A 26,045-nucleotide genomic window follows, 5' to 3' on the forward strand; every position below is an offset into this window, starting at 1 on the left:
CGCCATGGCCGGGGTCCCCGACCCCGAGGAGGCGTGGCGTTGTCCGCACTCACCTTCGTCCAGCAGGCCGTCAACCGCATCTCCGAGCCCGTGCGCCTACCGGCTGTCGTGGGCTCCGACCTGGAGGTGCCCGTCAAGGGCGGCAGGCTCGTGCCGTACGCGAACCTCGACTACGCGGCGAGCGCGCCCTGTCTCGAGCCGGTGAACGCCGCCGTCGCGGCGGCGCTGCCGGCCTACTCCAGCGTGCACCGGGGCGCGGGCTACGCCTCGCAGCTCACGACGGCCAGGTATGAGCAGGCCAGGCACACCGTTCGGGCCTTCGTCGGCGCCCGCCCCGGCGACGCGCTGGTCTTCGTGCGCAACACGACCGACGCCATGAACCTGCTGGCCCGCAGCCTCCCCGAGGGAACCACCGTCGTCGTGTTCGAGACCGAGCACCACGCCTCGCTGCTGCCCTGGCCGAACGCCGTACGGCTCGCGCCGCCCGCCTTCCCGGGCGAGGCGATCCGGGCGGCCGACGAGGCGCTCGACGCGATCGAGGGCCCGGCCCTGCTCGTCGTGACCGCCGCCTCCAACGTGACGGGCGAGCTGTGGCCGATCGCCGGGCTGGCCCACATCGCCCACCGGCACGGCGCGCGGATCGCCGTGGACGCCGCTCAGCTCGTCCCCCACCGCGAGCTCAACCTCGCCGCGCTCGACCTCGACTACGTGGCCTTCTCCGGGCACAAGCTCTACGCCCCGTTCGGCGCCGGGGTGCTCGTGGGCCGACCCGACTGGCTCGCCGACGCCGATCCGTACCTGCGCGGCGGCGGAGCCGTACAGGCGGTGGGCGAGACCACCGAGTGGAGCGACGACCCCGAGACGCGGCACGAGGCGGGCACCCCCAACGTGCTCGGCGCGATCGCGCTCGCCGCCGCCTGCGACGCGCTGACCGCGACCGGCTGGACCGCGCTGGTGCGGGAGGAGGAGCGGCTGCTCGCCCGCCTGCGTGCCGGGCTCGCCACGATCCCCGGCGTACGCGAGCTGTCGCTGTGGGGCCAGGACCACCCGCGCGTCGGCATCGTGTCGTTCACCGTCGCGGGCCGTACGGCACGCGAGGTCGCCGAGGCGCTGTCGGCCGAGTGGGGCATCGGCGTCAGGGACGGCAAATTCTGCGCCCACCCGTTCGTCCGCCACCTCCTCGGGGGCGGTGAGGACGGCGGCTGCGCGGACGGCACGTTCAGCGCCGTACGCGCCTCGATCGGCATCGGCACGACCACCGAGCACGTCGACCGCCTCATCGAGGCCCTACGCGATATCGCCACCGCCTGACGGCGGAGAGCCAGGTCGAGCTCGCGGGAGGCTTTCGCTCGTGCGGTATGAGCGTGAAAGCATGGACGGCATGACGACCGAGCAGGAGGGCGCGCGCCGGGAACGCATCGTGGGGATCGGCGCGGGTGCCGACGCCGTGCAGGCGAGGGAGCTGGCCACCGAGGACATGATCCTCAACATCGGCCCGCAGCATCCGTCCACCCACGGCGTCCTGCGGCTGCGGCTCGTCCTCGACGGCGAGCGCATCACGGCCGCCGAGCCGATCGTCGGCTACATGCACCGCGGCGCGGAGAAGCTGTTCGAGGTGCGCGACTACCGGCAGATCATCGTGCTCGCCAACCGGCACGACTGGCTGTCCGCGTTCGCCAACGAGCTGGGCGTCGTGCTCGCGGTCGAGCGCATGCTGGGCATGCAGCCCCCGCCCAGGGCGGTGTGGGCCAGGACGCTGCTGGCCGAGCTCAACCGCGTGCTCAGCCACCTGATGTTCCTCGGCAGCTATCCCCTGGAACTCGGCGCGATCACGCCGGTCTTCTACGCCTTCCGCGAGCGGGAGACCCTGCAGCACGTCATGGAGGAGATCTCCGGCGGCCGCATGCACTACATGTTCAACCGGGTGGGCGGGCTGAAGGAGGAGCTGCCCCTGGGCTGGCTCGACCGCGTCACCGCCGCCGTCGCGGCCGTGCGGCGGCGGCTGCCCGACATCGAGGAACTGATCGCCGGCAACGAGATCTTCCTGGCCCGCACCCGCGGCGTCGGCGTGCTCGACCGCGAGACGATCATGCAGTACGGCGTGAGCGGCCCCATCGCGCGGGCCTCGGGCGTCGACTTCGACCTGCGGCGCGACGAGCCCTACCTCGCGTACGGCGAGCTGCCGGTGAAGGTCGTGACCCGGTCGGCCGGGGACTGCCAGGCCCGGTTCCAGGTGCTGCTCGAACAGGTCAAGGTCTCCCTCGACCTGGCCGACGCCTGCGTCGAGCGCCTGCGGCACCTGCCCCCGGGACCGATCAACCAGCGACTGCCGAAGGTGCTGAAGGCGCCCGAGGGCCACACGTACGCCTGGACGGAGAACCCGCTCGGCCTGAACGGCTACTACCTCGTGTCGCGGGGCGAGAAGACGCCGTGGCGGCTCAAGCTGCGCAGCGCCTCCTACAACAACATCCAGGTGCTGCGCGAGATGCTGCCGGGCAACCTGGTCGCCGACATGATCGCGATTCTCGGCTCGATGTTCTTCGTGGTCGGCGACATCGACAAGTAGATCGACACGTTGCGGTCAGGTCTCCCCGGAAGGCTTGCCGGGCACCCGGCAGCAGTGCTCGAGGAACAGCGCCGCGCAGATCAGGATCACGCAGGCCACGAACGACCCGCCTCCGACGAACGCGTCCTGGCGGGGCTTGTCCAGGTCGAGCAGGTCGAGCACGCGCACCACGAACCCGGCGAAGATGCCGCCGAACGCCGCCCCGACGTACGCCGAGGCCTTGGCCAGCGCCGCCAGGCGGGCGACAGCCAGCGGCTCGACCGGCTTGGTGTTCGGGCGGCGCAGGATCCTCGCCCGGGTCAGCCAGCCCGTGTACGCCTCGCCGACGGCCAGCAGCAGTGTGGTGGGGATCGCGGTCCACGGCAGGGTCGGCACCATGGAGTAGAACTGCCGCAGCAGCCCCCAGGTGAGGAGGGCGAACACGACCACGAGACCGACGAGCACGCCGGGATTGCTGGGCTTCACGCGGGGACTCCTCGTCGATCAGGCCGGGGGTTCGAGCACGAGGTCGGGCCGCAGCCGCACCCCGCTCTGGTCCATGTCGGCCAGCAGGGCCGCCACCGACCCGCGCCCGGGCAGCACCGCCGCGGGATCGGCCTGCGCCCACGGCACCAGCACGAACGCCCGCTCGTGCGCCCGGGGGTGCGGGAGCGTGAGCTCGGGGTCGTCCGACATAAGGTTCCCGACCGTGATGAGGTCCACGTCGAGCGTCCGGGGGCCCCACCGCTCCCTGCGCTCGCGGCCGAAGGCGGTCTCGACGCTCTGCGCGCGGTCGAGCAGCGTGCGGGGGTCGAGCATGCTCTCGGCGATCACCACGGCGTTCAGGTACGGCCCCTGCTCGGGGCCGCCGACCGGATCGGTCTCGTAAACCGGAGACACCGCCACGAACGTGAGCCCGGGGGCGTCGAACAGCTCGTCGAGAGCCCCCTGGAGGTTCTCGATGCGGCGGCCGAGGTTGCTGCCGAGCGCGATCACGACCCTCATGCGCGACCCCTTCTGATCGTCACCACCACGTCGCCGAACGGCAGCGGGATGGGCGCCGCCGGTTTGTGCACGCTGATCTCCGCCTCCTCGACCAGCTCGTGGGCCAGGCAGGCCGCCGCCAGCCGCTCGGCGAGGGTCTCGATGAGGTTGACCGGCTCGCCCTCCACGATGTGGACGAGCTCCGCCGCCAACGCCCCGTAGTCCACGGTGAGCGTCAGGTCGTCGGCCGCCGCCGCCGGGGCGGTGTCGAACCACAGGGCCACGTCGATCACGAACTCCTGGCCCAGCTCGCGCTCGGCGGGCAGGCAGCCGTGCCTGCCGCGGGCCCGCAGACCCGTCAACCGCACGGTGTCACGACTGGTCGCCGGCCGCGCCGTCACTGCTCCTGATCCTCCTCGTCGTCGTCGCTCTGCAGAACCGGTGAGCCGTGGTAGAGCCACAACCGCCAGCCGGTCCCGGTCCGCACGTAGGTGCTGGAGGCGACGACCCGGCCGGCCGCGAAGCCCGGCTCGTCGGTGTCGGCGGCCGTGAGGATGTTCTCCGCGCAGGTGACCACGGCGACGTCCCCGAGCACGGTCGTCTGCACGTCGGTCAGCACGAACTGGATGTACGGCGTGTTGGCCATGATGAGCGCCCACGAGCGCAGCACCTCCGACCGCCCGGTCAGCATCGGCCAGCCGGGATGGACGCACATGGCCGGGCGTCCGGGGACGTCCTCGATCCAGATCTCCGACATCTTGTCGAGGTCGCCGCTCTCGATGGCGTTGTAGAACGCCTGGTTGAGCTCCTCGATGTCCTTCATGGGCGTCCCTGTCGGCATGTCGTCACCGGCCCTCGTCAGCGTGTCGTACGGCTGCTGCCCTCCACGCGGCGGCCACACGCACCGCGTCGGCGTTCGCCTGCACCCGGTGCACCCGTACGCACCACGCGCCGGCCCGCGCCGCGAGCGCGGTGACAGCCAGTGTGGCGTCGTCGCTGCCGTCGAACGACCGGGGCTCGCCGTCCGGCCCCGCCAGCAGGCGGCCGAGGAAGCGTTTCCTCGACGCTCCGATCAGCAACGGGCGGCCGAGGCGGTTCAGCTCGCCGATGCCGGCCAGCAGCGCCCAGTTGTGCTCGGCGTTCTTGGAGAACCCGAGGCCCGGGTCGAGCACGATCTGCTCCTCCCGTACGCCCTCGGCCAGCACGGAGTCGACCCGCTTGCGGAGCTCTTCCGCCACCTCGGTCACGACGTCGCCGTAGATGGCCCGGCTGTCCATGTCGCGGCTGTGCCCGCGCCAGTGCATCACGACGTACGGCACGCCGGTCGCGGCCACCACCCGCGGCATCGCCGGGTCGGCCAGCCCGCCGCTCACGTCGTTGACGAGCTTCGCCCCGGCCGCGACGGCCGCCTCGGCCACCTCCGCGCGCATGGTGTCGACGCTGACCGTCACGCCCTCCTGGCTGAGCGCGCGGATCACCGGCTCGACCCGGCGCAGCTCCTCCTCCAGGGAGACCCGCGCCGCGCCCGGACGGGTGGACTCGCCGCCCACGTCGACGATGTCGGCGCCCTCGGCCACCAGGGCGAGGCCGTGCCTGATCGCGACGTCGGCGTCGAACCACTGCCCGCCGTCGGAGAAGGAGTCGGGGGTCACGTTGACCACGCCCATGACCAGACAGCGCCCGAACTCGGGCATACCGGGCACACTCGCTGCGGTCATGGGGTCAAGAGTAATGCCCCAAGGGTCGATGCCTGTCGGGCAGGAGCGCCGTCCCAATCGGCCGTCGCCCGCGCTCAGCCGCGCAGGATCAGCGACATGGCCTCGGCCCTGGTCGCCTCGCTGGAACGGAAGTCACCCCGGACGGCCGACGTGATCGTCTTGGCGCCGGGCTTGCGCACGCCGCGCATGGTCATGCACATGTGCTCGGCCTCGATGACCACGATCACACCGCGCGGCTCCAGCACCTGCATCAGTCCGTCGGCGATCTGGGAGGTCATCCGCTCCTGGACCTGCGGCCTGCGGGCGTAGACATCCACCAGCCTGGCCAGCTTGGACAGGCCGGTGATGCGTCCCTTGTCGTTCGGGGTGTAGCCGATGTGGGCCACGCCGTGGAACGGGAGCAGATGGTGCTCGCAGGTGGACATCACCTCGATGTCCTTGACGAGCACCATCTCGTCATGGTCCGCGTCGAACATCGTGGTCAGCGCGTCCTCGGGTCGCTGGCCCAGGCCGGCGAACTGCTCCGCGAACGCGCGGGCCACCCGGGCCGGGGTGTCCCGGAGCCCGTCGCGATCGGGGTCCTCCCCGATCGCGAACAGGATCTCCCGGACAGCCTTCTCGATCCGGTCGTGGTCGAATCCGGGGGGCGGGCCCACCACGTTGGGTTCCGCCACGGTCAGGCCTCGTCCCGCTGCGCCGACTGGTCGTTGACCCACGGGGTGGAGCCGGTGCCGCCGGCGGGCAGCGCCGAGCCGTTGCCGTTCGCGCGCTCCTTGGGCGTGATGACCGGAGGACGGTCGGACGGCAGGCGCTTGCCGTACCCGGCGTAGGAGGGACGCTTCTCCTTGGGCACGACGGGCGAGAAGATCTCGAGGACCTGCTCCCGGGAGAGCGTCTCCTTCTCCATCAGTTCGAGCACGAGGTTGTCGAGCACGTCCCGGTACTGGACGAGGATCTCCCACGCCTGGTCGTGCGCGCTCTCGATGAGGCGGCGGACCTCCTCGTCGATCGCCGAGGCGATCTGCTCGGAGTAGTCGCGCTCGTGGCCCATCTCGCGGCCGAGGAAGACCTCGCCGTTGCCGCTGCCGAACTTGCGGGCGCCGAGCCGCTCGCTCATGCCGTACTCGGTGACCATGCGGCGGGCGATCGAGGTCGCCTTCTCGATGTCGTTGGACGCGCCGGTGGTGGGCTCGTGGAAGACGAGCTCCTCCGCGGTGCGGCCGCCGAGCAGCATGGCGAGCTGGTCCATCATCTCGGACCGGGTCGCGAGGAACTTGTCCTCCATCGGCAGCGTCATCGTGTAACCGAGGGCGCGGCCGCGGGACAGGATCGTGATCTTGTGGACCGGGTCGGAGTTGGGCAGCGCGTGGGCCACCAGGGCGTGACCGCCCTCGTGGTAGGCGATGATCTTCTTCTCCTGGTCCGACATGACCCGGGACTTGCGCTCGGGACCGGCCATCACGCGGTCGATCGACTCCTCGAGAGTCGTCATCGTGATGAGCTTCTGGTCCTGACGGGCGGTCAGCAGGGCCGCCTCGTTGATCACGTTCGCGAGGTCGGCGCCGGTGAAGCCGGGGGTCCTGCGGGCGATCACGTCGAGGTCGACGTCCTGGGCGAACGGCTTGCCGCGACCGTGGACGCGCAGGATGCCCTTGCGGCCCTCCAGGTCGGGCCGGTCGATGACGACCTGCCGGTCGAAACGGCCGGGACGCAGCAGCGCGGGGTCGAGGATGTCGGGGCGGTTGGTCGCGGCGATGAGGATCACGCCGCCCTTGACGTCGAAGCCGTCCATCTCGACGAGGAGCTGGTTCAGCGTCTGCTCGCGCTCGTCGTGGCCGCCGCCGAGGCCCGCGCCGCGGTGCCGGCCGACGGCGTCGATCTCGTCGATGAAGATGATCGCCGGGGCGTTCGCCTTGGCCTGCTCGAACAGGTCGCGGACGCGTGAGGCGCCGACACCGACGAACATCTCGACGAAGTCGGAACCGGAGATCGAGTAGAACGGCACGCCCGCCTCACCCGCGACGGCGCGGGCGAGCAGGGTCTTGCCGGTGCCGGGCGGGCCGTACAGCAGCACGCCCTTGGGGATCTTGGCGCCGATCGCCTGGAACTTGGCCGGGGCCTGGAGGAACTCCTTGATCTCCTGGAGCTCCTCGATGGCCTCGTCGGCCCCCGCGACGTCGGCGAACGTCGTCTTCGGGGTGTCCTTGGTGATCAGCTTCGCCCGCGACTTGCCGAAGTTCATGACCCGGGAGCCGCCGCCCTGCATCTGGTTCATGATGAACAGGAAGATCAGGACGATGATGATGATCGGCAGGAAGCTGACCAGCAGGCTGACGAGGAAGTTCTCCTTCGGCACCTCGACGGTCCAGCCCCCGGTGGGCTTGGCCTGGTCGAGCGCCTGAGTGAGCTGGACGCCCTGTCCCTCGACCCAGGGGGCCTGGATGCGGGTGACCCCCTGCTTGCCGCCGGCGTCGATCGGCTTGTTCAGCGTCAGTTCGACACGCTGGTCCTTGTCGACGACCACCGCGTTCTTGACATTGCCCTGCTGGATCTGCTGGACGACCGTCGAGGTGTCAGCGGTGGTGTAGTTGCCGTCTCCGCCGAACATCGTGGTGACGAGCAGGAGAAGCAATACGATGCCCAGGATCCACAGCAGTGGGCCACGTGTAAATCGCTTGAGATCCATCCGTTGCGGAACCCCGGCGGGCCCGTCCCTTCCTGACCAAGGCCTGCCCCGGGAAACCCCGGGGTCGCGGCATCCCTTACCGCTCCTTCTGGCTACCGCGGGCCGGCCAAGCGGCCTCCCACGGATATCCGAAGGTACACCCGGCAGCCGCCTCGGGTAACTGCCCGAGCGGCTCCGGCTTTGCCTTTCCAACGTACGTCAGCCAACCCCGTGTTCCCGGACCTGGCGCCCAATAACGCACGATTCGAGGGTCACTTCGCTAAGGGCTTACTCCCCTCCATACACATGAGGCGCAAGAGTCCCGATGAACGGCAGGTTGCGATACCGCTCGGCGTAATCGAGCCCGTACCCGATGACGAACTCGTTGGGGATGTCAAAACCGACGTAACGGACGTCCAACTCCACCTTCACCGCGTCGGGCTTGCGCAGCAGGGTGCAGATCTCCACGGACGCCGGGTTGCGCGACTTCAAGTTGTTCATCAGCCACGAGAGGGTCAGCCCGGAGTCGATGATGTCCTCGACCACGAGCACGTGCCGGCCGGCGATGTCGGTGTCGAGGTCCTTCAGCACCCGCACGACGCCGGACGATATGGTCCCCGCGCCGTACGAGGAAACGGCCATCCAGTCCATCTGCACGGGCACGTGCAGCGCGCGGGCGAGGTCGGCCATGACCATGACCGCTCCCTTGAGCACGCCGACGATCAACAGTTCCCTGCCGGCGTAGTCGGCGTCGATCTGGCCCGCCAGTTCTCTGATCTTCTCCTGTAGCTCCTGCTCCGAAATGAGGACTCTGGAGAGATCCTTGCCCATGTCGGCTGCGTCCACCTGGGGTTTTCCTTACGCGAGCGAGAGGTTGTCCACGGCGAAGACAAGGGTGCCACAGCGCCTGACCACCCCTACCCCCCCGGGTAGGTCCACTCCCTTCTGCCCGTGCCAGCCGGTCACCAGCCGCTCGACCGCCTCGATGTGCACCGCCGCGAGCGCGGCGGCGTGCGCCCCGGCCTCCACGGCCGCCCGCTGGATGACCCTCCGCCGCACCGCCCCCGGCACGTCCGCCAGCACGGACACGTCCAGCTCCCCGCCGGGGCCGCGCGACTTCGCGTGGACTGCGTCCGCCCACTCGTCCAGAGCGTCGGCGTCGTCCCGGCACAGCCGCGCCGTACGGGCCAGCGCCTCGGCGATCCCCGGTCCCAGCGCGGCTTCCAGCGCCGGGAGGGCGTCGCGCCGCACCCGGACCCTGGTGTACGCGGGATCGTCGTTGTGCGGGTCGTCCCAGGGCCGCAGGCCGAGGGCGTCACACGCCTGCCTGGTCCGCTCCCGGCCGAGCCCCAGCAGGGGCCGCCGATAGATCCCGGAGACCTCCGCCATGCCGGAAAGGGACCGCGTGCCGCTGCCGCGGGCCAGGCGCAGCAGCACGGTCTCCGCCTGGTCGTCGCGGGTGTGGCCGAGCAGGACCGCGGCCGCGCCCAGTCGCTCGGCCGCGGCGGTCAGCGCGGCGTAGCGGGCCTCCCGCGCCGCGGCCTCGGGGCCCCCGGCCGTGCCGACCGTGACCGTCAGCGCCTCGGCCGGGTCGAGACCGAGCGAGGGTGCGAGCCTTACGACGTCGCGGGCCCGGCCGGCCGAGCCCTCCTGCAGGCCGTGGTCGACGGTCAGCAGCCCGGCGCGCAGGCCGAGGCGCGGGGCCGCGAAGCCGGTGGCCGCCGCCAGCGCCAGCGAGTCGGCGCCGCCGCTGCAGGCCACGAGGACGAGCGCGCCGGACGACTCCCGCGCCCCGCGAGGGGCGGGGGAGTCGTCCGGCGCGGCGAGGTCCGCGAGCGACAGCCGTACGGCGCGGCGGACGTCGGCGACGGCGGGATGTGGGCCCATGCGGCCATTCTGTCCGCCCTGGGCGGGCGTGGGGAAACGCGCGTCCGACGGGTCCGGGCAGGTGGGCGGGATCAGGCGGAGGTCAGGACGCGGGACATCCAGGCGTGCGGGTCGGCGATCTCCTCGCGGTCGGGCAGGGTCTCCGGCGAGGTCCAGACCTTGTTGAACGACTCCATGCCGGCCTCGTCCACGACGGTGCGGACGAAGTGGGAGCCCTCGGCGTACTGCTTCATCTTCAGCTCGATGCCGAGCAGCCGGCGGACGAGCTGGTCGAAGCGCGAGCCGCCCTCGCGGCGGCGCTGGAACTTGGCGCGGATCTCGGCGACCGACGGCACGACGGACGGGCCCACGGCGTCCATGACGTAGTCGCCGTGCCCCTCCACCAGCGTCATCACGGCCGTCACGCGGTCGAGCACGGCCTTCTGCTCGGGCGTCTGGATGGCCTCGATGAGGTTGCCCTCGCCGCCCCTGAAGGCGTCGGCCACGGCGTCGGAGGCGGCGCGCAGGCGCTCCAGCAGCGTCGCCAGGTCCATCTCGGACGCGAGGAGGAACTCGGTCATCTGGCTGCGGACGTACTCCCGGAGCCAGGGGACGCCGGTGAACTGCACCCGGTGGGTCTCCTCGTGCAGGCACACCCACAGGCGGAAGTCGCGGGGATCGACGCCCAGCTCGCGCTCGGCGTGCACGATGTTGGGCGCCACCAGCGTCAGGCGGCCGGTCGGGGCGCGGCCCGAGGGGTCGGGCGGGAGGAAGAGCTCGTACTGACCGAGCACCCGGGAGGCGAGGAAGGCCAGCACGGCGCCGACCTCGAGACCGGTGATGCGCGAGCCGACCGCGCCGACGACCGCCGGCATGTTCGACATCTTCTGCGTCAGCGGCTCGAGCACCACGCGGAAGCCGTCCACGTTGGCGCGGATCCACCCGGGACGGTCGACCACGGTCGCCGCCTCGGGCGTCGCCGAGTCGATGCGGGTGAACTCCCGCACGTGCCCCTCGGCGTCCCGCGACAGCCGCCGCAGTTCGAGGACCGCCTGCCTGGCCTCCTCGCGGCTCACCTGAGGGCCGGGCCGCACGAGGCGCACCCCGGTCGCGACGGCCAGATCCCAGTCGATCACCTGCATACCCACCACCGTACGTTCTCCGACTTCTCGCCGCGCATGCAGGCGTGAGGGGATCGCTAGCTCTGGGAGACGATCGTGGCCATTTTGTCGAGGGCGGCGATCGCCTCCGGCGGGTTGGCCACCTGGTCGGCCATGAACGCGAAGGTCAGCAACCGGCCCGTGGACGTGTACGCGATGCCCGCCAGGGTGTTCACCCCGTTCAGAGTGCCCGTCTTCGCGCGTACCAATCCGGCGCCGGCCCTGGAATCGGACTTCTGGTAACGATTGTGCAGAGTCCCGGTGAAATGCGCGACCGGCAGGCCACTGATCAGCGAGTGCAGCTCCGGATGGGCGGAGGACGACGCCACGGCCAGGATGTGCGCGAGGGCCGTCGGCGTGATCCGGTTCTTCGTGGACAGCCCGCTGCCGTCGTGGACCTCCACCCCGTCGGTCACGCCGAGGCGGGTGAGCACGCGCCCGACCGCCGTGGGCACGCCCTGGAAGGTGTGCGGGAGGCCCTCCTTGATGGCGGCCTGGCGGGCGAGTGCCTCGGCGAGGTCGTTGTCACTGTGCGTGAGCATCCGCTCCACGAGCGCGTAGATCGGGCCGGACTCCACCCGGGCCAGTTCCTGCGCGGTGGGCGCCGCCTTGGCCGAGTCGACCCCCTTGCCCACCTTGATGCCGTTCTTCCTGAGCAGCGTGGCGAACGCGTCGGCGGTGGCCTGCGCCGGGTCCGGGTAGCGGGCGCCGTTGGCCGCCCGGCCCTCGTCCATCATGAGCGCGGACACCGGGGCGACGCTGCCCTCCGGGATGTACGTCGGCTTCCAGCCCGGCGCCGTCCGCGGCCCGCCGAACAGGGAGGCGTCGTACGACAGGTCCACCGAGGTGAGCTTCGCCGCCTTGAGCGCCTTGGCCGTGCTCGCGGCGAGCCGGGCGAGCGACGCGGGCCGCGGGTAGATCTCCTCCTGCTCGGCGGCGCTCGTCCGCGGGCCGGCCAGGGTCGGGTCGCCGCCGCCGACCAGGACGATCGATGTGGCGGAGGCCCCCCGCACGACCCGGGTGGCCAGGCGGGCGTCCGGCCCCACCGTGGCCAGCACCGTCAGCGCGGTGACGACCTTGGTGGTCGAGGCCGGGGTGATGGCCGTGCCCGAGCGGCCGTCGAATATCGGCGTTCCCGTCGCGACGTCGAGCACGATCCCGGCCACGCTGCCGCCGAGGGCGGGGTCACCCATCGCAGCGGTGAGCCGGGTGGTCAAAGTACCCTTGGCGGGGAGAGCCCCGTCCCCCGCCGCGGCCAGAACCGGACCCGCGGTCACCAGGGGGATCGGGGTCGGCTTCGGGGACGCGACCGGAGCCGGGGTCCTGTCGGCGTCATGGGTGATCAGATAGGTGCCCGCGAGGACGACGAAGATCTGCAGCAGGGCGAGGGTGGCCACCACCATCCACCGCTCACGTCGCACCACTACACCCTCATTTCGCGCCGACCTTGACCACGCCTACGAGACATTAACGCCAGCCCGGGAGACCGGGGACTCATGCGGAGGAACGAGTGGAGTTCGACGTTGTCGTTGAGATCCCCAAGGGACAACGGAACAAGTACGAGGTTGACCACAAGACCGGCCGCATACGTCTGGACCGCCTGCTTTTCACGTCTACCCAGTACCCCGCCGACTACGGGTTCATCGAGAACACTCTCGGCGAGGACGGAGACCCGCTCGACGCGTTGGTCCTGCTCCAGGAGCCGACCTTTCCCGGTTGCCTGATCCGCTGCCGCGCCGTCGGGATGTTCCGGATGACCGACGAGAAGGGCGGCGACGACAAGGTCCTGTGCGTTCCGGCGACCGATCCGCGGATGGAGCACATCCGCGACATCCACCACGTCGCCGAGTTCGACCGGCTGGAGATCCAGCACTTCTTCGAGGTCTACAAGGACCTGGAACCCGGTAAGTCGGTCGAGGGCGCCAACTGGGTCGGCCGCACCGAGGCCGAGGCCGAGATCCTCGCCAGCATCGAGCGCTTCCAGGAGACCGAGCACCACGACGAGGAGCACTAGCCGGGCCGGGTGGCGCCGACCAGATCGTGGCGCCAGATGGGCGAGATGCGCACCACGTCCCCCGTCTGGGGGGCGTGGACCATCATGCCGCGCCCGATGTAGATGCCCACATGATGGATGGTGCCGGGATTCCGGCTCAACCGGCCGTAGAAGATGAGGTCGCCGGTGCGCAGGTCCTTCATCGGGACGTGCCGTCCCGAGGTCCACTGCGTGCCGGTCCAGTGATCGAGTGACACCCCGGCCCGCTGCCAGGCCCGCATCGTCAGCCCCGAGCAGTCGAACCCCGACGGGCCTGCGGCGGCCCACACGTACGGCTTGCCGATCTGTTTGAGCGCCCACTGGGCGGCCATCTCGCCGGGTCCCGACCCGAGCCGCCCGGCCCAGGCCGGCACCGCCAGACTTCTGCGTGCGGGGAGGGCCGCCTGCCTGGCCTTGCTCCTCGCCTGTTTCAGTTCGTCGACGCGGTCGCGGGCGGCCTCCAGCCGTTTGGAGATCTCCGCTTTCTCCTGCTCGATCCGTTTGGTCTGTTCGAGCTGTTCCTCGACGGCCCGCTGTGCCGCGTCCTTCGCCTGTCGCACCTCGTCGGCGCTGCGCGACTGCTCGGAGTAGGCACGGGCCGCCTGTTCTCGGAGGATCTCGAAGACCTGTTGCGCGTCTTTCAGCCGTTGCAGCGAGGCGGTCCGTTCGTCGCCGAGTTGCGTCAGCACGCTGGCTCTTCGCAGGAAGCCGTGCACGTCGCCGAGACCGCCGAGCATGGCCGCGGCGGACGGTGACAGCCGCACCCCGCCGTACCCCTCGGCCACTCTCGCCGCCACCTCGCCGCGCAGCTCCGCGACCTGGTCGGCCGCCTGGCGGACCCGCCGCGCCGACTGCTCGTACGCGGAACGCGCCTGCTCAAGCTGGACGAGTTGCCCGTTGTACGCCTCCACGAGCCGCTCGGCCTCGGTGTTCAGCGCCTCCCGGCGGGCCTGCGCGACCGCGAGGTCCGCCTCGGCCTTGCCCAGTTCCTTTACGCGCTCCTGCACCTGCTGGCGTGCCTTGGCGACGTCCTTGGCGGACGGCTTCGGATCGGCTCCCGCCGGGGCTCCGAAGGTCAGGACGAGACTTGACCCGAGCCCGGCGACCAGCCCCGATGCTCTGAGGAGTGGCAATTCCTTCCCCTTCCCTGCTCCACTCCCCTCACTTCCCGTCGACTACTCTCCGTACACATCTAAGCTACGTCCAGTAATCAACCTATGTGGTAGGTCGTCCCGTTTAGGCAGGGAAAGAACGGGCCGACGTCTCGGGGCCTGTGAGCGGCCCCTACACCGCCTCGCGGACGGTCCGGCCCGGAGCGGATCCGCCCCCGGGCCCTCCGGGCCCGCCGGAGCTTCCGGCCGCGGGGTCGCCGGACGTGCCACGGCGCTCCGGCCCGCGTTCGGAGCCGCCGTCCCGGGTTCCATCGGGTACGCCCGGCAGGGAGCCGTCCCGGCCGAGGCGGTCGGGCCCAGGACCGTCGCGGCGTGAGCCGTCGCGGCCGTCGCGGCCGGGGTCGCCGGGCCGGACGTGCCGCGGCGGGCCGCCGTATCCGGCGCCCTGCCTCCCGTCGCCTCCGGCGCCCTCTGCTCGTCGGCCGCCTCCGGCACCTTGTGCTCGCGCGCCGCCTCCTGGGCCGTGCGCCTCGCGCCTCCCGCCGTATCCGCCGCGCCCGGGCGGTACGGCCGAGGGCCCGCCGTCATCGCCCGAGGGCCTGCGGGAGGGCGCGGGAGTCGGCGGGCACTCCCGGTGAGGACGGGGATGGTGCTGGTGGTCACGCCAGGGCGGACGGTGTCCCGGCCAGTGCGCCGGCGGCGGTCCGCCACGGGGCGGCCAGCCCGATCCGGGGTGGCCGGGCCAGTGCCCACCGGAACCCGGCCCCTCGGAGCCGGGCCCGCCGGAACCCGGGTCATCGGAGCCGGACCCGCCGGGGCTGGGCTCCTCGCCCGGCTCAGTGCCTGGGGTTCCGGGGGTGATGGTCGGCGTGGGTGTCGGGCCGGACGGTGAGGCACCCGGCCCCTGTGAGGACGGCGCGCCCGTGGGGTGCCCGGACGGCTTCCCGTGCGGCGCGGGGTGGTGCGGCCGGCCGGCCGTGGGCGGCACGGGAGCGGGCAGGGGCGCGGGGCGCGGCAGGGCGACCGGCCTCGCGGAAACCACGGGCACGACCGGCTCGGCCAGATCCCGGGAGACCGGAGGCACCGGCGAGCGCCCGCCGACCCCGTCGGCCTCGTCCTGAGACCCCTCGGGGGAGGTGGTGCCGCCGGACGGGCTGGCGGGGGCCTCGGCCGTGGGGAGCCGTCGCGGGGCGAACGTGTCGGCGGCCTGCTCGCGCAGGTCCCCGGCGAACTGGGCGAACACGAGCGCGATCGTCGCCACCGCCGCCAGGGCGGCCACGGCGCCCGCCACCGCCTGCGCCAGCCTGCCCTCGCGGCGGCCCGCCCTCGGGAAGCCCGCGGTGTTGAGCCCGCCCACGCGCTTGGCGACGTACCGCCGATAGGGGACGAGTTCGGGATCGATGAAGCTGCTGAGCACCCGCACCCGCAGCGTCTCCGGCAGGGCGATCTGGGGGAGCAGGCCGAATACCTTGGCCGGCGAGATCTGCCGGACGCGCTGGCGCCCGCAGGTCTCGCACCGGGCGAGGTGCCGAGTGAGCTGGGCCCGCGTCTGCGGGGTGAGTTCTCCCGTGAAGCCCGCGAGGATGGCGGACGCCCGCTCGCAGTCGTGGGTGGCACGCCTGGCCAGGATCTCGACGGTCACCGTCTCACGCAGGCGTTCCGTGGCCGCGTCGAGGAGCGCCTCGGCGTACCGCTCGCCCGTACCGAGCACGGCGGCCAGGTCCAGGCCGGTCATCCCGTGCCGGGCCACCAGTTCGAGCACCTCACGGTCCTCGGCCGACAGCGCCCCCACGGCACTGCTCGCGACGAGGCGCAGGTCGGCCTCGGCGCCTTCGGCCGTGACGCCGGGGAAGGGCACGGTCGCGACGGGGACCGGCCCGGGGTCCGGCCCGCCCTCCTCCCCTGGCGTGCGGCGGCGCATGCACTCGCCACGGGCCAGGGCGTACAGCCAGGGGCGGAACCTGTCCGGGTCGGCCAGCGAGCCGACGAGGGCCTCCGCGGCGATCAGCGTGTCGCGCAGCGCGACCTGGGCGGCGTCGGGCCCGGCCAGCAACGTGCGGCAGTATCGGTAAAGATTGCCCGCATAAGTGTCATAAAGGGCGGCCAGCGCTCCCGGATCCCGGGCCCGCAACGCCTCGACCAGGACGCCATCATTCATATAACTGAGAGTAAATGCTCAGTAACTCGCCGCTCCACCCGTTCGGGCGAAGTCACGTCCTACCTCGTCGGCTTTTACACTTCGCCATCCAGTTAATTTGCCGGAATTTTCCGCTATATCGCGCGACTAATCATGAAAAACCCCGGCTCCCGATACAGGACGCCGTGTGGAGGCCCGTCACTCCCTCGCGGTCATTCCCACCTCGGCGCAGCCGCGCGTGAGCGCGTCGAGGCCGAAGGCGTCCACGGGCCCGAGGGCACCGGTGCCGCGCACCCCCTCGGCCAGCGCCGTCGTCGCCGCCCAGGCCAGCACACCGGCCGTGAACTCGTACGGGTCGCCTCCGGCGAGGTCGACGGCGGCCAGGCGGCGGCCTTCCGCGTCGTACGCCTCGGCGACGATGCGCGACGACACGCCCGCCCCGGCCGGCGCGCCGCCCCCGCCCGTACGGAGCACCCGGTCGGCCAGCGCCTCGGTCGCCCGCCGGATCCCCGGCAGCGCGGCGATGGTGGGGGTCGCCTTGGCCAGCACGCCCGCGACCCTCGTCAGCCCGCCCAGCCAGCCGAGGTAGACGTTCACCTCGCGGAGGCCGGGATGCGCGGGCGGCAGCGTGAAGTGCTCGGAGGCGCCGATGGACAGGCCGTGCCGCACACGGCCGTCCACGAGGAACTTGCGGGTGCGGCCGTGCTCGGGGACGATACGGCCCTCGCGGAAGCCGTACATCGGTTCGAGGATCATTCCCAGCGCCGAGGCGCGGGTCCCGGCGCTCGCGCGCCGCGCCATGCCACCCTCCACGAAGTAGCCGACGTCCACGCGTACGGCCCCCGGCCCCGCCTTGTGCAGGGCCAGGGCCGCGGCGAGGTTGCCGGGCACGTAGTCGTACCCGAAGGCGGTGATCAGGGCCGCGCCCCGGGCCGCCGCGGCGGGGCCGTACCGCTGGAAGATCCGCTTGATGAACGTGGGCTCTCCGGTGGTGTCGAGGTAGACCGCGCCCGCCTCGGTGGCGGCGGCGACCGCGGCCTCTCCCCACCTGACGAACGGGCCGACGGTCGAGATCAGCACGTCGCCCGGCGCGACGATCCGCCGTACGGACTCGGGGCGCCCGACGTCGGCGACCGCGGTGGGCAGGTCGCCGCCCAGCGAGTCGGCGAGGGCGGTGAGCCGCGTCTGGTCCCGCCCGGCCAGCAACGGCCGGGCCCCGCGTGCGGTGAGCGCCTCGGCGGTGAGCCTGCCGGTGAAGCCGGTGGCTCCGAACAGCACGATCCTCGGGGTGGCCATCCCGCTACGGTAACCCGCCCGTCCTGTCAAGATCGGCAGTGGGCCGCTCACTGGCGCCGGTCGTTGGGCGGCGGATACCCGCGGTCCTTGACGAAAGGCTCCGTCGTCGGCGCGACCGTGTGCAGCGGAACGGCCCCGGCCTGGGCCAGATCCTCGTACGTCTTGGCGGTCGAGCCCCAGGTCGTGGCCTGCACGTCGGTCGCGGCGACCGGCCCGCGCACGCCCTCGACGGTGATGACGAACCTGCGCTTGGCCCCCGGCCGTACGTCATCCACGTACGACGTGGCCCCGCCGACGAGCTTGCCCGCCGCGTCACGCAGCAGGGCCGTGACGGCGAGGCCGCCGGCGGGCTTGCGGAACGGGTCGAGCACGTAGCCGGTGACGAGGTAGGACCCGTTCGTCAGCTTGTCGCTGCGGACGTCCGAGATCGGGAACTTGAGGAACGCCGAAGGGGCGCGCGGGATGGACCGCCACGAGGCGGGGCGATAGTCGATCTTCACGCGAACCGGCTGGGCGGCGCTCGCGACCTGGCCGCCGAAGGCCAGCGGGCGGCCGGGCGGCACCGCGTCCAGCGGCTGCTCCAGGTGGACGACCTCCTTGCCCGCGGCGTCCACCGCCGTGATCACGGCGACCGCGTTCTCCCCGAAGTGCCAGCGGTTGGGGTTGCTCAGCACCCCCGCCCAGGTCACCGCGTATCCGGTCCCCGAGCGCACGATCGAGGACACCTGCTCCTTGAGGGCCAGCGGTTGCGGGCCCTCCTGCTTGTCTTCCCTCGCGCACGACGCCATCGCCAGCGCGGCGAGGGCGAGTGCGACGGTCATGTGGCAACGTCGCGTCACTTAGCCGTCATAACCGCTGAATCGGACGCCGCCTCCGGGACACGCGCGCTCCCGCCGGTATCTTTACCGGCCGTCTATCGCGGGCGGACCACGCGTGTCTCGTCCCAGACCGGCTCGGGCGACTCGTACACCCGCCCGTCGGAGCCGAAGACCAGGTAGCGGTCGAAGTCCGCGGCGAACCAGCGGTCGTGCGTCACCGCCAGCACGGTGCCCTCGAAGGCGTCCAGTCCCTGCTGCAGGGCCTCGGCGCTGGCCAGGTCGAGGTTGTCGGTCGGCTCGTCGAGCAGCAGCAGCGTGGCGCCCGACAGTTCGAGCAGCAGGATCTGCAGGCGGGCCTGCTGGCCACCCGACAGCGTCTCGAACCGCTGCTCGGCGACCCGGCCGGCGAGTTCGTAGCGGGCCAGCGCCTTCATCGCCTCGTTCTTCAGCCGGGCGTGCTCGGTCATGACGATCTCGCAGGGCGTACGGCCGAGCAGTTCGGGCCGGGCGTGGGTCTGGGCGAAGTGCCCGGGGACGACCCGCGCGCCGAGTTTGACCGTCCCGGTGTGCCGTACGCCCTCTCCCGCGAGCAGCCGCAGGAAGTGTGACTTGCCGGAGCCGTTCGAGCCGAGCACGGCGACCCGCTCGCCGTACCAGACCTCCAGGTCGAAGGGCTTCATGAGGCCGGTCAGCTCCAGCCCCTCGCACATCACCGCACGCTTGCCGGTGCGTCCGCCGCGCAGCCGCATGCTGATGACCTGCTCCTTCGGCGCGAGCTCCGGCGGCCCGGCCTCCTCGAACCGGCGCAGCCGCGTCTGCGCCGCGTGGTAGGCGGGGGCCATGCCGTCGTTGTAGGTGGCCTTCTGCTTGAGCATGACCACCAGGCGCTTGAGCTTGGCGTGCTCCTCGTCCCAGCGCCTGCGCAGCTCGTCGAGCCGCTCGTTGCGCTCCCGCCGCGCCTCGGCGTACGTCGCGAAGCCGCCGCCGTGGATCCAGACGTTGCCGGACTCGACCGTGACGATCCGGTCGGCGGCGTTGGCGAGAAGCTGGCGGTCGTGGGAGACCAGCAGCACGGTCTTGGGCGTCTCGCGCAGCGCCGTCTCCAGCCACACCTTGCCCGGCACGTCGAGGTAGTTGTCGGGCTCGTCGAGCAGCAGCACCTGGTCGGGCCCGCGCAGCAGCGCCTCCAGCACCAGCCTCTTCTGCTCGCCTCCGGACAGCGTGGCGACCTCGCGATACTTCACCCTGTCGTACGGCGTGCCGAGGGCGGCCATCGCGCAGGCGTCCCAGAGCACCTCGATGTCGTAGCCCCCGGCGTCGGTGTAGTCGGTGATCGCCTGGGCGTACCGCATCTGGGTCTTCTCGTCGTCCCGCTCCATCATCGCGAGCTCGGCGGCGTCGAGCCGTTCGGCCGCCGTCCTGACCCGTTCGGGCGCGACGCTGAGCAGCAGGTCCTGGACCGTACGGCCGTCCCGGATGTTGCCGACGAACTGCCGCATCACACCGAGACCGCCCGAATGGGCCACCGTGCCCTCGACCGGCTGGAGATCGCCCGCGATCATCCGCAGCAGGGTCGTCTTGCCCGCGCCGTTCGGGCCGACCAGGGCCGCCTTGACGCCCTCCCCCACCCGGAACGAGACGTCGTTCAGGAGCATCCTGCCGTCCGGCAGCACATGCGTCAGATGCCCGACCTCGACATGACCCACTTGACGCCCCTTCCGGATTTCCCGGAGAGGCTACCTGCCGCCCACCACACCGGGCACGCCATTTTTCCGCCGTCACGACGGCCTGCGGGCCGGAACATCGGCATCGTGAACCATTCCGGGGGCGGCCGGTAATGACGGGCGACCGTACCCGCCGTCGCGAGAGGCGACTGATGAAGGGGCCCACCATTCATGCCGGAACCCGTCACGGCCGTTGACGCCGCGGACATGACGCTGATCCAGCGGTCGATGCGGCAGCCCGAGGTCTTCGCCGTGCTCTTCGACCGGCACGCGCCCTCCCTGCACCGGTACGCCGCCCGACGCCTGGGGCCGGACAGCGCCGAGGACGTGGTGTCCGAGACGTTCCTCGCCGCGTTCCAGAGCCGGCATCGCTACGACGTCCGGCACGCCGACGCCCGTCCATGGCTGTACGGCATCGCCTCCAACGTCATCGGCAAGCGCCGGCGCAGCGAGATGACCCTCTATCGGGCGTACGTCCGCAGCGACGTCCATCCCGCCGCCGTGTCCGGCGGCCTGGTGGAGGACGAAGTGACGACGTTGGCGGTGAACCGGCCGCTCGCGGCCGCGCTCGCCGCGCTCAGACCGGGCGACCGTCACGTGCTGCTGCTCGTCGCCTGGGACCGGGATGCAGGTCACCGGCACGGAGGAGCGCTGGATCCCGGCCGGCGGCACCGGCCCCTGGCTCAGCCGGGAACGGCAGATCGGCGCGGCTCCGGCTCCGGGCATCGCACTGCCCAGCCCGCGACCACAGCGCGGTGGCGATCCGCGACAGGACGAGGTCGTTCACGACCGGGCCCCTGAGCAAGGCGCACGTCGACCGCACCTACCGCTACATGGTCACCAAGGGCGTGGATCCCAAGGGGCTGCGCAGGGAGCTCGAACGGGACAGGAAGCCGAGGACGGTGACGACGCGTACGCCGAAGGGGGCGGTGATCGACTCCGCGGCCGTCGTCGGGGTGGACGTCGCACAGGACCTGCCCTCTCTCGCGCCGAGCCCCTCCCACGTCAAGGTGCCCTGCTGAGGGTTCGCCCCGCCTCGTACGGGAAGCATGCGGCGGGGACGCGAGAGGAGGCGGGCGATGCCGCGTGGGGAGCCTTCTGTGGCCGCTTCGGGCGAGTGGCGGGACGAGGACGGCGTACGCAAGCCCGCGGGCGAGGCGCACGCCTGGTGGCCCGGCACCAACCAGACCGTGTGCGGGCTCGCGCTCAGCCGGTCGCGGCTGCACCGGTTCCACCATGTCCCGTGGCCGGACGCGTTCCCGGAATCGGGCGGGGCGGCCGACGAGGTGCGGAGGGTGTGTCCCCGCTGCCGGGCCGCGACGGGGAAGGGCCAGGGCCGGCTCTGGCAGCGCACCTCGCCCCGGCCCTGAAATCTGGCCCTGAGATCCGGCCCTGGGATCTGGTGTCCGATCTTTTCCACAGTCCCGGAATCTCTTGACCTGGTGGCGAATCGCCCGGAAATAGCCTGGCCTTTCAGGGGATTTCCGAGTCAAAGGGGCCGGATATGTCAACAGATCCGATCCTCGACTGCCCGCTCGACCAGGTCCCGGAGGGCCCGGAGTTCATCGAGGCCGCCATGCGGTGGCATTTCAGTCCCGAGACCGGCTCGCCGTACTGGCTGGAACGGGCGAAGACGCTCGACTTCGACCCGCGTGAGGACGTGCGCACCTTCGAGGACCTGCGCCGGTTCCCCAATGTGGCCAACGAACTGCGTGACGTCCGGGTGGAGGACCTGATCCCCCGGGGGTACGGCCCGGACGCGGACGTGATCGGCGTGTACGAGAGCGGCGGCACGACCGGGCCACCCAAGCGCGTCGTGCTGCTGCGGGACTGGATGGAACGGCTGATGCACCGGACCGAGCAGGACCTTCAGGCGAGGGGCTACCCGGAGAGCGGCCACTGGCTGTCGCTCGGGCCGACCGGGCCGCACGTCTTCGGCGAACTGGTCCGCTGGCAGGCCGCGCGGCGGGGCGGCATCCGGTTCACGGTCGACATGGACCCCCGGTGGGTGAAGAGGTGCATCGCCGAGGGCCGCGGCGACGAGGCCGAACGCTACGCCGAGCACCTGATCGACCAGAGCACCTACATCCTGGAGACCCAGGACGTGCGGGTCCTGGTGACCACGCCGCCGCTGCTGACCCGGCTTGCCCGCAGGAACGCGCTCGTCGATTTGATCAACTCGAAGATCGCCGCGATCAGCTGGGGCGGCGCGCACATGGACCCCGACACCCGCTACCTGCTCCGCACCGAGGTCTTCCCGAACGTCAAGCTGTACGGCACGTACGGCAGCACGATGATCCTCGGCGGGCTGGGCGAGCGTGTCACGCCGCCGGAGGAGGACCTCGTCGTCTTCGACACGTTCTCGCCCTACATCACGTTCTCGGTGGTGGACCAGGAGACCGGGGAGGCCGTCCGGTACGGCGACCGCGGCCAGGTGGTGATGCACCATGTCAGCAAGAGCTTCCTGCTGCCCAACAACCTCGAACGCGACCTGGCCACCCGCGTGGCGCCGCCGCCGGGGCAGATGGGCGACTCCGTCGCCGACGTCGGCCCGCTCACCACCTTCGAGAACGAAACGGTCATCGAGGGGGTGTACTGATGGACGAGCTGATCCGGCTCGACGCGCTGGGCGCGGGCGGGCCCTACCACAGCCGCAGCCGGTCGACGATCAGGGAGCTGACCGGGACGCCGGTCGCCGAGCTGAGCCTGGTGCCGCGGCTGTTCGTCCAGCGGACGATGGCGGCCCTGCGCGAGGCGCGAACCCTGCCGGCCCACGAGCGGGCGACGGCCCTCGCCCGGGCGGGACGGCTCTTCGCGACCGGTGTGGTGGACGGCATCCCGGCGGAGGAATACCGGCACATCGTCAGCCGCGTCTCGGGGATGCCGATCACCGTGGTCCGCTCGGCGACCGCGGGCATCGGCCGGCGCGCCGGAGAGGCGTACCGCACCACCCGGTACGCCCGTCCCGAGGGGGCGGTGGACGACTGGCGCGACCCGCTCACCCGCAACGGCCAGGCGGTCTGGACGCGGCGCGGCGACGTCTTCGCCGTGCACGCCGCGGGCAACCACCCGGGCGTGCACACGTTGTGGCTGGAGGCCCTGGCGCTCGGCTACCGGGTCGCGGTGCGCCCCTCGCGGCGCGAGCCGTTCACCCCGCACCGCCTGATCACGGCGCTGCGGGAGTCGGGGTTCGGCGACGACCAGGTGGTGCTCCTGCCGACCGACTACGCGGTGGCCGACGACATCATCCGCGACGCGGACCTCGCCATGGTGTACGGCGGCGAGGAGGTCGTGAACAAGTACGGCAACGACGTCAGGGTGCTGCCGCAGGGCCCGGGACGGTCCAAGATCCTTCTCACCGGGCACGACTGGGAGTCCCACCTCGGCACGATCGTGGAGTCGGTCAGCGCCTTCGGGGGGACGGCCTGTGTGAACACCACCGCCGTCTTCGTGGAGGGCGATCCCGCACCGGTGGCCGATGCCGTCGCGGAACGGCTCTCGGCGATCCCGAGCCTGCCGCCGGAGGACGACGGCGCGGTGCTGCCCGTCCAGCCGGTCGCGGACGCGCACGCGATCGAGAAGTACCTGCTTGACCACGTGAACGGCGCGACGCCCGTGCTCGGCGGCGACGGCGTGGTGGACGACCTGGGCGACGGCAGCGGGGTCCTGCGACCGGCCGTCTTCCGGGTGGACCGGCCGGACGCGCCCCAGACGGGCATCGAGCTGTCGTTCCCCTGTGTGTGGTTCGCGCCGTGGAGTCGCGCGGACGGCATAGAGCCGCTGCGGAACACGCTCGTGCTGACCGCCGTCACCGAGGACGACGGGCTGGTCGACCGCCTGGTGGAGGACCCGTCGATCAGGAACGTCTACCTGGGGGACACCCCCACGTATCTGATGCCGCCGTGGGTTCCGCACGACGCCTACCTGGGCGAGTTCCTCATGCGTACGAAAGGCGTCATCCGCACTTAACCAATTGAAAAAGGCCCAGTAGATTCTGGGCCATGCGCGGGACAAGACGTTGGCGGCGCCGCCTGCTGTGGACGCTCGCCGTCGTCGTGGTGCTCGCGGTGGCCGCCGTCGGCGGCGCGGGCTGGTACTACTCCGGCCTGGTCATCGACCCCGTCCACACCTCCGGCTATCCCCTGGAGGTGACGGCCGTCGGCGGCGACCAGGTCACGATCAAGGGCGGCGCCGACACGGACGCCCCCGGCACGTACGGCCTGACCTGGGCGGACGGCAACGCACTGCTGGGCCAGGTGATCGCGACCGGGGCCGGCACGGTGACCAGGAAGGTCACCGAGATCGTCCACGGCGAGCTGCGGCCCGGGGTGCACGCCTACCTCGACCGCTGGCTGTGGGGCCACGCGACCCCGGCCGCCGCCGGCGTGCCGTACACGGACGTGAAGATCCCCTCGCCGCTCGGCGCCTTCCCCGGCTGGCGGACCGAGGGCACCTCGACGACCTGGGTGATCGCCGTACACGGCCGCAACGGCGGCCCGGCGGAGGCCCTGCGCGTGCTGCCGGTTTTCCACAGCCTGGGGATGCCGGTGCTGGGCATCACCTACCGCAACGACGAGGACGCCCCGGCGAGCCCGGACGGCAAGTTCCACCTCGGCGCCACCGAGTGGCAGGACGTGGCGTCCGCCATCGCGTACGCCAAGAGCCAGGGCGCGACCGGGATCGTGCTGTACGGCTGGTCGATGGGCGGGGGCATCGTGCCGATGGCCGTGCGCAACCTGCCCGGCGAGCCGATCAAGGCCATGATCCTGGACAGCCCGGTCATCGACTGGCGGGCGCCGATCGCCCTCGGGGCCGAGCAGATGGGCGTGCCCGGCTTCCTCGTGTCGGTGGGCGAATGGGTCATCGAACGGCGCACCGGCGTGTCGTTCGACGACCTCGACCACCTGCGGCACGCCCGCGAGTTCAGGATCCCCACGCTGGTCTTCGTGGACGACGACGACGCGACCGTGCCGACCCCCCCGGCGCTGCGGTTCGCCGAGGCCCGCCCCGACATCGTCAGGCTCGTACGGACGAACGGAGGCGGGCACACGGGCTCCTGGAACGCCGACCCCGGGCGTTACGAGCGGGAGTTGAAGGAGTTCGTCTCGTCGATCAGCTCGGGATGACGACGGTCATCGAGCTGCCGACCAGGGTGAAGCCGAGCCGTTCGTACACGCGTCTGGCCGGGTTGCCCTCGGACACGACCAGGCCCAGCCGCTCCCATCCGTCGGCCGCGGCCCTGTCCCGTACGGCCGCCAGCATGCGCGTGCCGAGGCCGGAGGGCGTGCGGGCGGGGTGGCGGAAGACCTCGACCGCCCAGGGCCGGCCGTGGAAGAGGGTGACCACCACGCCGCCGGCCACCACGTCGTCCCGGTCCACGGCGAGCCGGCTGCAGGGCAGGATCTCCCCGGTCACCTGTCCCTTCAGCAGCGGGGTGAGGAGGTCGCGCAGCGCGGTGGCGTCGTCCACGTTCCGGTGGTCGGGGTGACCCGGCGGATAGGCCGCCCGCCACGCCGCGAACACCTCCTCCGGAGACCGGTCGCAGGGCACGAACCGGAAGTCCTCGGGCGCCCCGGCCTCGGCGGGAGGCGCCGTACGCAGCTCACAGGTCATCTCGTGGGCGTGCCGCCGCACGCGGGCGCCGCGCGCGACGAGCGCCTCGCCCAGGTCCACCGGCCCCGCCACCGCCCAGCCCGGCAGCTTCGCCATGATCGCATCGACCGCGCCCGGGCCCAGGACCTCGACCAGGTCGGCGCACGGCAGCCCATACCGCTGGTCCTCGACATAACTGAAGGCAGGGGCGCCGTCCGCCCCGGCCAGAATCACTCGCTCCACAGAAGGGAGGCTTCCGCAGCCCGCAACGCCGGGCAACACGTTTTTCGCCCCGCGCACGCGGGATCCTCCGGAGAAAACGGCGGCCACGGCCCTTTTTCCATTCATCCATACATTTCGATCTTCCTGTGGATAAGGTGCCTCTGGTTTTGTCGG

General features: G+C 71.7%; 26 protein-coding genes. 9 read left to right on the top strand and 17 right to left on the bottom strand.

The window, feature by feature from the left end; all coding sequences use genetic code 11:
* Window positions 1-39 precede the first annotated feature (39 nt).
* Both IL992_RS42510 and IL992_RS42515 read left to right on the top strand, forming a co-directional pair.
* On the top strand, window positions 40-1,311 hold the full coding sequence (locus IL992_RS42510; protein WP_193208997.1) for an aminotransferase class V-fold PLP-dependent enzyme: 1,272 nt from the start codon (window positions 40-42) through the stop codon (window positions 1,309-1,311).
* A gap of 70 nt (window positions 1,312-1,381) precedes the next feature.
* Complete coding sequence (locus IL992_RS42515; protein ID WP_193208956.1) at window positions 1,382-2,566, top strand: NADH-quinone oxidoreductase subunit D; 1,185 nt, start codon at window positions 1,382-1,384, stop codon at window positions 2,564-2,566.
* 15 nt (window positions 2,567-2,581) lie between these two features.
* Here the strand turns inward: IL992_RS42515 and IL992_RS42520 are convergent, their stop codons facing one another.
* From IL992_RS42520 to dacB, 11 genes are all read right to left on the bottom strand, one after another.
* Window positions 2,582-3,031, bottom strand: a complete 450-nt coding sequence (locus IL992_RS42520; protein ID WP_193208957.1) for a DUF3180 domain-containing protein — start codon at window positions 3,029-3,031, stop codon at window positions 2,582-2,584.
* Between the two features lie 18 nt (window positions 3,032-3,049).
* The gene (gene folK / locus IL992_RS42525) at window positions 3,050-3,550 is read right to left on the bottom strand and encodes a 2-amino-4-hydroxy-6-hydroxymethyldihydropteridine diphosphokinase (protein ID WP_193208958.1); all 501 of its coding nucleotides are present in this window, start codon (window positions 3,548-3,550) and stop codon (window positions 3,050-3,052) included.
* A complete protein-coding gene (folB, locus tag IL992_RS42530; protein WP_193208959.1) occupies window positions 3,547-3,930 on the bottom strand; it encodes a dihydroneopterin aldolase in 384 nt (127 codons plus the stop codon). The genes folK and folB overlap by 4 nt, the downstream gene beginning before the upstream one ends.
* The gene (locus tag IL992_RS42535; protein WP_193208960.1) at window positions 3,927-4,352 is read right to left on the bottom strand and encodes a nuclear transport factor 2 family protein; all 426 of its coding nucleotides are present in this window, start codon (window positions 4,350-4,352) and stop codon (window positions 3,927-3,929) included. The genes folB and IL992_RS42535 overlap by 4 nt, the downstream gene beginning before the upstream one ends.
* 22 nt (window positions 4,353-4,374) lie before the next feature.
* Window positions 4,375-5,247, bottom strand: a complete 873-nt coding sequence (gene folP, locus IL992_RS42540) for a dihydropteroate synthase (protein ID WP_226874809.1) — start codon at window positions 5,245-5,247, stop codon at window positions 4,375-4,377.
* A gap of 74 nt (window positions 5,248-5,321) precedes the next feature.
* Window positions 5,322-5,921 (bottom strand): GTP cyclohydrolase I FolE, encoded by a 600-nt coding sequence (gene folE, locus IL992_RS42545; protein WP_319019184.1) that lies wholly within the window; start codon window positions 5,919-5,921, stop codon window positions 5,322-5,324.
* Between the two features lie 2 nt (window positions 5,922-5,923).
* Window positions 5,924-7,933: an ATP-dependent zinc metalloprotease FtsH gene (gene ftsH / locus IL992_RS42550; RefSeq protein WP_193208961.1), complete on the bottom strand. Its 2,010-nt coding sequence runs from the start codon at window positions 7,931-7,933 to the stop codon at window positions 5,924-5,926.
* Between the two features lie 267 nt (window positions 7,934-8,200).
* Complete coding sequence (hpt, locus tag IL992_RS42555) at window positions 8,201-8,758, bottom strand: hypoxanthine phosphoribosyltransferase (protein WP_240809458.1); 558 nt, start codon at window positions 8,756-8,758, stop codon at window positions 8,201-8,203.
* Window positions 8,759-8,770: 12 nt separating this feature from the next.
* Window positions 8,771-9,799 (bottom strand): tRNA lysidine(34) synthetase TilS, encoded by a 1,029-nt coding sequence (gene tilS / locus IL992_RS42560; RefSeq protein ID WP_193208962.1) that lies wholly within the window; start codon window positions 9,797-9,799, stop codon window positions 8,771-8,773.
* A gap of 71 nt (window positions 9,800-9,870) precedes the next feature.
* Window positions 9,871-10,920 carry a zinc-dependent metalloprotease gene (locus tag IL992_RS42565; protein WP_193208963.1) on the bottom strand — a complete coding sequence of 350 codons (1,050 nt, stop codon included), beginning with the start codon at window positions 10,918-10,920 and terminating at the stop codon, window positions 9,871-9,873.
* 56 nt (window positions 10,921-10,976) lie between these two features.
* Complete coding sequence (gene dacB, locus IL992_RS42570) at window positions 10,977-12,359, bottom strand: D-alanyl-D-alanine carboxypeptidase/D-alanyl-D-alanine endopeptidase (protein WP_319019185.1); 1,383 nt, start codon at window positions 12,357-12,359, stop codon at window positions 10,977-10,979.
* A gap of 89 nt (window positions 12,360-12,448) precedes the next feature.
* Here dacB and IL992_RS42575 point away from each other — a divergent pair, with 89 nt between their 5' ends.
* The gene (locus IL992_RS42575; RefSeq protein WP_193208964.1) at window positions 12,449-12,952 is read left to right on the top strand and encodes an inorganic diphosphatase; all 504 of its coding nucleotides are present in this window, start codon (window positions 12,449-12,451) and stop codon (window positions 12,950-12,952) included.
* Here the strand turns inward: IL992_RS42575 and IL992_RS42580 are convergent.
* The 5 genes from IL992_RS42580 to IL992_RS42600 all read right to left on the bottom strand — a co-directional run bounded on the left by IL992_RS42580 (window position 12,949) and on the right by IL992_RS42600 (window position 20,039).
* Window positions 12,949-14,103: a C40 family peptidase gene (locus IL992_RS42580; RefSeq protein WP_193208965.1), complete on the bottom strand. Its 1,155-nt coding sequence runs from the start codon at window positions 14,101-14,103 to the stop codon at window positions 12,949-12,951. The genes IL992_RS42575 and IL992_RS42580 overlap by 4 nt on opposite strands.
* Window positions 14,104-14,254: 151 nt before the next feature.
* Window positions 14,255-16,240 carry an RNA polymerase sigma factor gene (locus tag IL992_RS42585; RefSeq protein WP_193208966.1) on the bottom strand — a complete coding sequence of 662 codons (1,986 nt, stop codon included), beginning with the start codon at window positions 16,238-16,240 and terminating at the stop codon, window positions 14,255-14,257.
* Window positions 16,241-16,417: 177 nt separating this feature from the next.
* On the bottom strand, window positions 16,418-17,515 hold the full coding sequence (locus tag IL992_RS42590) for a saccharopine dehydrogenase NADP-binding domain-containing protein (protein ID WP_193208967.1): 1,098 nt from the start codon (window positions 17,513-17,515) through the stop codon (window positions 16,418-16,420).
* Between the two features lie 47 nt (window positions 17,516-17,562).
* The gene (locus IL992_RS42595; protein ID WP_193208968.1) at window positions 17,563-18,336 is read right to left on the bottom strand and encodes an FxLYD domain-containing protein; all 774 of its coding nucleotides are present in this window, start codon (window positions 18,334-18,336) and stop codon (window positions 17,563-17,565) included.
* 92 nt (window positions 18,337-18,428) lie between these two features.
* On the bottom strand, window positions 18,429-20,039 hold the full coding sequence (locus IL992_RS42600; protein ID WP_193208969.1) for an ABC-F family ATP-binding cassette domain-containing protein: 1,611 nt from the start codon (window positions 20,037-20,039) through the stop codon (window positions 18,429-18,431).
* 189 nt (window positions 20,040-20,228) lie between these two features.
* On the opposite strand from IL992_RS42600, the gene IL992_RS42605 reads away from it, so the two are divergent.
* The 6 genes from IL992_RS42605 (at window position 20,229) to IL992_RS42630 (ending at window position 25,183) form a co-directional block, all read left to right on the top strand.
* The gene (locus tag IL992_RS42605) at window positions 20,229-20,858 is read left to right on the top strand and encodes an RNA polymerase sigma factor (protein ID WP_193208970.1); all 630 of its coding nucleotides are present in this window, start codon (window positions 20,229-20,231) and stop codon (window positions 20,856-20,858) included.
* Entirely contained in the window at window positions 20,813-21,079 is a 267-nt protein-coding gene (locus IL992_RS42610; protein ID WP_193208971.1) for a hypothetical protein, read from the top strand. The genes IL992_RS42605 and IL992_RS42610 overlap by 46 nt, the downstream gene beginning before the upstream one ends.
* A 57-nt stretch (window positions 21,080-21,136) precedes the next feature.
* Window positions 21,137-21,427: a hypothetical protein gene (locus IL992_RS42615; protein WP_079320225.1), complete on the top strand. Its 291-nt coding sequence runs from the start codon at window positions 21,137-21,139 to the stop codon at window positions 21,425-21,427.
* A gap of 134 nt (window positions 21,428-21,561) precedes the next feature.
* Complete coding sequence (locus tag IL992_RS42620) at window positions 21,562-22,656, top strand: phenylacetate--CoA ligase family protein (protein WP_193208972.1); 1,095 nt, start codon at window positions 21,562-21,564, stop codon at window positions 22,654-22,656.
* Entirely contained in the window at window positions 22,656-24,026 is a 1,371-nt protein-coding gene (locus tag IL992_RS42625) for an aldehyde dehydrogenase family protein (protein ID WP_193208973.1), read from the top strand. The genes IL992_RS42620 and IL992_RS42625 overlap by 1 nt, the downstream gene beginning before the upstream one ends.
* Window positions 24,027-24,058: 32 nt before the next feature.
* Entirely contained in the window at window positions 24,059-25,183 is a 1,125-nt protein-coding gene (locus IL992_RS42630; protein ID WP_193208974.1) for an alpha/beta hydrolase family protein, read from the top strand.
* On the opposite strand, the gene IL992_RS47235 is transcribed toward IL992_RS42630, so the two are convergent.
* The gene (locus tag IL992_RS47235; RefSeq protein ID WP_319019187.1) at window positions 25,170-25,892 is read right to left on the bottom strand and encodes a GNAT family N-acetyltransferase; all 723 of its coding nucleotides are present in this window, start codon (window positions 25,890-25,892) and stop codon (window positions 25,170-25,172) included. The two genes, IL992_RS42630 and IL992_RS47235, sit on opposite strands and share 14 nt — an antisense overlap.
* Window positions 25,893-26,045 lie beyond the last annotated feature (153 nt).

Origin of the sequence: Microbispora sitophila (assembly GCF_014892245.1) — a bacterium.
Classification (GTDB): domain Bacteria; phylum Actinomycetota; class Actinomycetes; order Streptosporangiales; family Streptosporangiaceae; genus Microbispora; species Microbispora siamensis.

What these genes read in the sequence shown, in the direction of transcription:
- IL992_RS42515 (WP_193208956.1), top strand. Translation starts at nt 1,382, where the DNA reads ATGACGACCGAGCAGGAGGGCGCGCGCCGGGAACGCATCGTGGGGATC.
- folK (WP_193208958.1), bottom strand. Translation starts at nt 3,550, where the DNA reads ATGAGGGTCGTGATCGCGCTCGGCAGCAACCTCGGCCGCCGCATCGAG.
- IL992_RS42535 (WP_193208960.1), bottom strand. Translation starts at nt 4,352, where the DNA reads ATGAAGGACATCGAGGAGCTCAACCAGGCGTTCTACAACGCCATCGAG.
- folP (WP_226874809.1), bottom strand. Translation starts at nt 5,247, where the DNA reads ATGACCGCAGCGAGTGTGCCCGGTATGCCCGAGTTCGGGCGCTGTCTG.
- ftsH (WP_193208961.1), bottom strand. Translation starts at nt 7,933, where the DNA reads ATGGATCTCAAGCGATTTACACGTGGCCCACTGCTGTGGATCCTGGGC.
- tilS (WP_193208962.1), bottom strand. Translation starts at nt 9,799, where the DNA reads ATGGGCCCACATCCCGCCGTCGCCGACGTCCGCCGCGCCGTACGGCTG.
- IL992_RS42565 (WP_193208963.1), bottom strand. Translation starts at nt 10,920, where the DNA reads ATGCAGGTGATCGACTGGGATCTGGCCGTCGCGACCGGGGTGCGCCTC.
- IL992_RS42585 (WP_193208966.1), bottom strand. Translation starts at nt 16,240, where the DNA reads ATGAATGATGGCGTCCTGGTCGAGGCGTTGCGGGCCCGGGATCCGGGA.
- IL992_RS42590 (WP_193208967.1), bottom strand. Translation starts at nt 17,515, where the DNA reads ATGGCCACCCCGAGGATCGTGCTGTTCGGAGCCACCGGCTTCACCGGC.
- IL992_RS42595 (WP_193208968.1), bottom strand. Translation starts at nt 18,336, where the DNA reads ATGACCGTCGCACTCGCCCTCGCCGCGCTGGCGATGGCGTCGTGCGCG.
- IL992_RS42605 (WP_193208970.1), top strand. Translation starts at nt 20,229, where the DNA reads ATGCCGGAACCCGTCACGGCCGTTGACGCCGCGGACATGACGCTGATC.
- IL992_RS42615 (WP_079320225.1), top strand. Translation starts at nt 21,137, where the DNA reads ATGCCGCGTGGGGAGCCTTCTGTGGCCGCTTCGGGCGAGTGGCGGGAC.
- IL992_RS42620 (WP_193208972.1), top strand. Translation starts at nt 21,562, where the DNA reads ATGTCAACAGATCCGATCCTCGACTGCCCGCTCGACCAGGTCCCGGAG.
- IL992_RS42625 (WP_193208973.1), top strand. Translation starts at nt 22,656, where the DNA reads ATGGACGAGCTGATCCGGCTCGACGCGCTGGGCGCGGGCGGGCCCTAC.
- IL992_RS42630 (WP_193208974.1), top strand. Translation starts at nt 24,059, where the DNA reads ATGCGCGGGACAAGACGTTGGCGGCGCCGCCTGCTGTGGACGCTCGCC.